Origin of the sequence: Pseudomonas sp. K5002, assembly GCF_013386655.1 — a bacterium.
In the GTDB taxonomy this organism is placed as follows: Bacteria; Pseudomonadota; Gammaproteobacteria; order Pseudomonadales; family Pseudomonadaceae; genus Aquipseudomonas.
The window spans coordinates 1-3,878 of the sequence record NZ_JACARK010000379.1 but is presented as its reverse complement, the minus strand read 5'-3'; the positions used below and the strand labels follow the sequence as shown (position 1 = coordinate 3,878).

Here is a 3,878-nt window from a genome sequence, read left to right as displayed (position 1 = left end):
GCAGGTGCGAACTGTTGCCGATGGGCGGCTGGTTGAGCATGGTCGGCCCGGCGTGGGCCAGGGGCGTGCGGTCGGGCCCGAGGAACGACACGGCGCGCACATCGGTTTGTTCCAGGGACTGGGTGGCGATGCGTTCCAGCAGGTCGGTGTTCCTGGTGCCGAGGGCCGGGGCCACCAGCGGCGCCAGTTGCTCGGCGATCATCTCGCCGCGTTGCAGCAACTGCGACTGCAACTCCGAAAGCTGCATCCAGGTGAAGTACCCGCCCAGCAGCAACGCCATCAGGCTGGTAGGCAATAAGGTCAGCAACAGTACGCGGCCTTTTATCCCCATTCTTTTAAGCACGCCACTCTCCTGCTACCACACTGTTGTCGAATTCCACGCAGGCATCCGGCCCGCGCCACCTGCGCAGTGTAGCCATTTGCGCGGCGGGGAATCTTGCAAAATTAATGACCTGAGGCAAACCTTGGGCCGCCGGACGCCCGGCGGCGGTTGCTCATGGGGGGGCAATCTTGAATAATCAGTCATTGAGAATGACTTGCAGACGCTAATGAATCCCGCAGCACTTGGCTTACCCAGTATCCTGGCGATTGAAGACGATCCTGTGCTTGGCGCCTATGTCCATGAGCAATTGGGCCTGTGTGGCTTCCAGGTGACCTGGTGCCAGAACGGCCAGCAGGGCCTGCAAATGGCCCGCGATCAGCGCTTCGACGTGGTGTTGATGGACATCCTGCTGCCGGGCATGGACGGTTTGTCGGTGCTCACGCATTTGCGCCAGAGCCATTCGATGCCGGTGATCCTGATGTCGGCCCTGGGGGCCGAAGCCGATCGCATCAGCGGTTTTCGCCTGGGGGCCGACGATTACCTGCCCAAGCCGTTCAGCATGGCCGAGTTGCGGGTGCGCATCGAAGCGATCCTGCGCCGGGTCGCCCTGGACCGGCGGCCGTTGCCGGCCCTGGCGGCGGTGCGCGGCGATGCCCGCAGCCTGCGTTTCGATGACGAGCTGTGTGATGTGTTTCACCGGGAGCAGTGGGCCGGCCTGACCCGGAGCGAATATCGCCTGTTGGAAACACTGCACCGCAACGCCGAAGAAGTCCTCAGCAAAGCCTTCCTCTACCAGCATGTGTTCCAGCGCGGCTATGCGCCCCATGACCGCAGCCTGGACATGCACATCAGCCAGATTCGTCGCAAGCTCAAGGCTGTCGGCTACAGCGAGCGGGAAGTGCGCACGGTGTGGGGCAAGGGCTATGTGTTGAGCGGTCACGATGACGGGCTTTAAAGCCGCGTTCAAACGGCTGCCGGGCAAGCATTCGTTATTCTGGAAACTGGCCTGTCTGCTGATCGCGTTCTGCTTGCTGATGATCTGGCTCAGTTGGTCATGGGGCCGGTATATGGAAGAGCAGAATGCCTTTCTGTCCAGCGAGGCCCGCGCCACCCTGAGCGGTTATGCCGCTGGCGCGGAACTGGCCTGGAACAAGGGCGGCAACGCCGGTGTGGACGAATGGTTGCACACCCTGGGCCAGCGCGAGCGCACCTGGGTGGGGGTCATCGGCAACGACCTGCAATCCCTGAGCAGCTACCCACTGACGGACAAGGAGAGCCAGCGCCTGACCTTCCTGCGCGGCCTGGACTGGCCCGTCAGCCGGCATGCCAAGGGCCTGCCGTGGTTGAAAATCCCGTTCCCGCTCGACCCGGGTGCGGGCTCCCTGGTGATCGAGTTGCCGCGGCGTTTCATGCCCGGGCAAAACCAGCTGTTCTGGCGGATCGTCACCAATGGCGTGATTCCCGGCCTGTTCACCCTGCTGCTGTGCATCGGCCTCTACCGGCTGTTGATCATGCCTCTCAACCACCTGCGAGAGCAGGCCAACGCCTGGCGTGCCGATCAACTGGGCACCCGGCTTTCCCGCGACACCACCAGCCGCCAGGATGAACTGGGGGAATTGGGCCGCGCGTTTGACCAGATGTCTGAACGCCTGCAAGGCACCGTGGCCCTGCAACAGCAACTGCTGCGGGATTTGTCCCATGAGTTGCGCACACCGTTGAGCCGCCTGCGTGTGGCCAGTGACAGCGAGCAGGACCTGACCCAGCTGCGCGAGCGCCTGGGGAGGGAAATCGACGGCATGCAGCGCCTGGTGGACGACACCCTGCAACTGGCCTGGCTCGACACCGAACGCGCGCCGTTGCCCAAGGAAGACATCCAGGTGCAGGCGCTGTGGGACATGCTCCGGGAAAACGCCTGTTTTGAAAGTGGCTGGCCGGCTTCACGCTTGCAGTGCGAGCTGGGGGCCGACTGCTGGGTGCGCGGTCATCTGAACCTGCTGGCCCAGGCATTGGAGAACATCCTGCGCAATGCCATCCGGCACTCTGCGCAAGACGGAACGGTGCAATTGGGCGGGCAGCGTGAGGGGGATCACTGGCACTTGTGGCTGGAAGACCAGGGCGGCGGGATCGATGAGGTGGAGTTGGAGCGAATCTTTGCGCCATTCACCCGGCTGGACGGTTCACGGCCCGGCGACGGCGGCTTTGGCCTGGGCTTGAGCATTGCGCGCAACGCTGTGCAGCGTCAGGACGGCAGCCTGTGGGCGGAAAATACCGGCCAGGGTTTACGTGTGCACATGCGCTTGCTGGCGCGCTAACGGTTACAACCTGCGCTGTTTGCGTTTTTTCCACTGTCGGGCCACCCACCAGCGCCAATAGCCCATGGTCAGGCAATAACCCAGCACCGCCATCACCAGCCCCAGTACTACCGAGCCCAGCAGGAACGGTTGCCACAGCGTCGACAACTGCCCGCTGATCCATTCCCAGGTCAGCTCGTCGGGCATGCTGCGGGGTGGCACATTCATCAGCCAGGCCCCGGTCATGTAGGTGCAGAAAAACACCGGCGGCATGGTAATCGGGTTGGTCAGCCAGACCAGGCTCACGGCAATCGGCATGTTGCCGCGCACGCTGATGGCGAGGACCGCTGCCAGCAGCATCTGCAAGGGAATGGGGATGAATGCCGCGAACAGGCCAACGGCCATGGCCCGCGCGACCGAGTGCCGATTGAGGTGCCAGAGATTCGGGTCATGCAGCAACTTGCCGAGAAAGCGTAAGGACTTGTGTTCCCGAATGCTGGTCGGATCGGGCATGTACCGTTTGAATAAGCGCCGTGGCATAAGGGGTCCAGGTCAGTTCGAGGGGCAAGTATGCCCGCATTCCACGAACGTGAAATTCAGACTTTGTGACAAATAATAATAGGCCACACCGCTAGCCCGGCTAAGACTCAATGGGTCGCTTTCAAGGAAAGATCCATGAGAACAGGGATGTTCGCACTCGCGCTGGGGCTGCTCGCCTTGCGTTTTTTACCCGCGTTGCCGTCTGGCGGCTGGCTGTTGTTGATGCCGGTGCTGGCCCTGATGTTGTTGTCTTTTCGTACCTATCCGCTGGGGTTTTTCCTGCTTGGCCTGGGCTGGGCATGCCTCAGCGCGCAGTGGGCGCTGGATGACCGGTTGGCCCCGCATCTGGATGGCCAGACCCGCTGGGTGGAGGGGCGTGTCAGCGGGTTACCGCAGCAGATGGGCGACGGTGTGCGCTTCGAACTCACCGACAGCCGGTCACGCAAGGACCTGCTTCCCAAGCGCATTCGCGTGTCCTGGCGCGGCGGTCCACCGGTTAAGAGCGGTGAGCGCTGGCGACTGGCGGTGACTCTCAAGCGTCCTTCCGGATTGCTCAATGCCGATGGCTTTGACTATGAAGCCTGGCTGCTGGCCCAGCGGATTGGCGCCACCGGCTCGGTCAAGGACGGCCAACTGCTGGCACCGGCACGACATGCCTGGCGCGACGGGATTCGCCAGCGGCTGCTGGCAGTGGATGCCCAGGGGCGAGAGGCAGGCCTGGCGGC

General features: G+C 63.0%; 4 protein-coding genes and 1 pseudogene. 3 read left to right on the top strand and 2 right to left on the bottom strand.

What is annotated here, in order from left to right; all coding sequences use genetic code 11:
- A pseudogene (locus HX846_RS18065) lies at positions 1 to 343 on the bottom strand (hybrid sensor histidine kinase/response regulator); the annotation flags it as partial.
- A 205-nt stretch (positions 344 to 548) separates the two neighbouring features.
- On the opposite strand from HX846_RS18065, the gene HX846_RS18060 reads away from it, so the two are divergent.
- Both HX846_RS18060 and HX846_RS18055 read left to right on the top strand, forming a co-directional pair.
- Entirely contained in the window at positions 549 to 1,277 is a 729-nt protein-coding gene (locus tag HX846_RS18060; RefSeq protein WP_004371371.1) for a response regulator transcription factor, read from the top strand.
- Positions 1,264 to 2,634, top strand: coding sequence for a sensor histidine kinase (locus HX846_RS18055; protein WP_008434990.1), 1,371 nt, complete (start codon positions 1,264 to 1,266; stop codon positions 2,632 to 2,634). Before HX846_RS18060 ends, HX846_RS18055 begins: the two co-directional genes overlap by 14 nt.
- A 3-nt stretch (positions 2,635 to 2,637) precedes the next feature.
- On the opposite strand, the gene HX846_RS18050 is transcribed toward HX846_RS18055, so the two are convergent.
- A complete protein-coding gene (locus HX846_RS18050) occupies positions 2,638 to 3,153 on the bottom strand; it encodes a DUF2062 domain-containing protein (RefSeq protein WP_004371367.1) in 516 nt (171 codons plus the stop codon).
- 147 nt (positions 3,154 to 3,300) lie between these two features.
- On the opposite strand from HX846_RS18050, the gene HX846_RS18045 reads away from it, so the two are divergent.
- The coding region (locus HX846_RS18045) for a ComEC/Rec2 family competence protein (RefSeq protein WP_178965826.1) at positions 3,301 to 3,878 on the top strand (578 nt) is incomplete at its 3' end.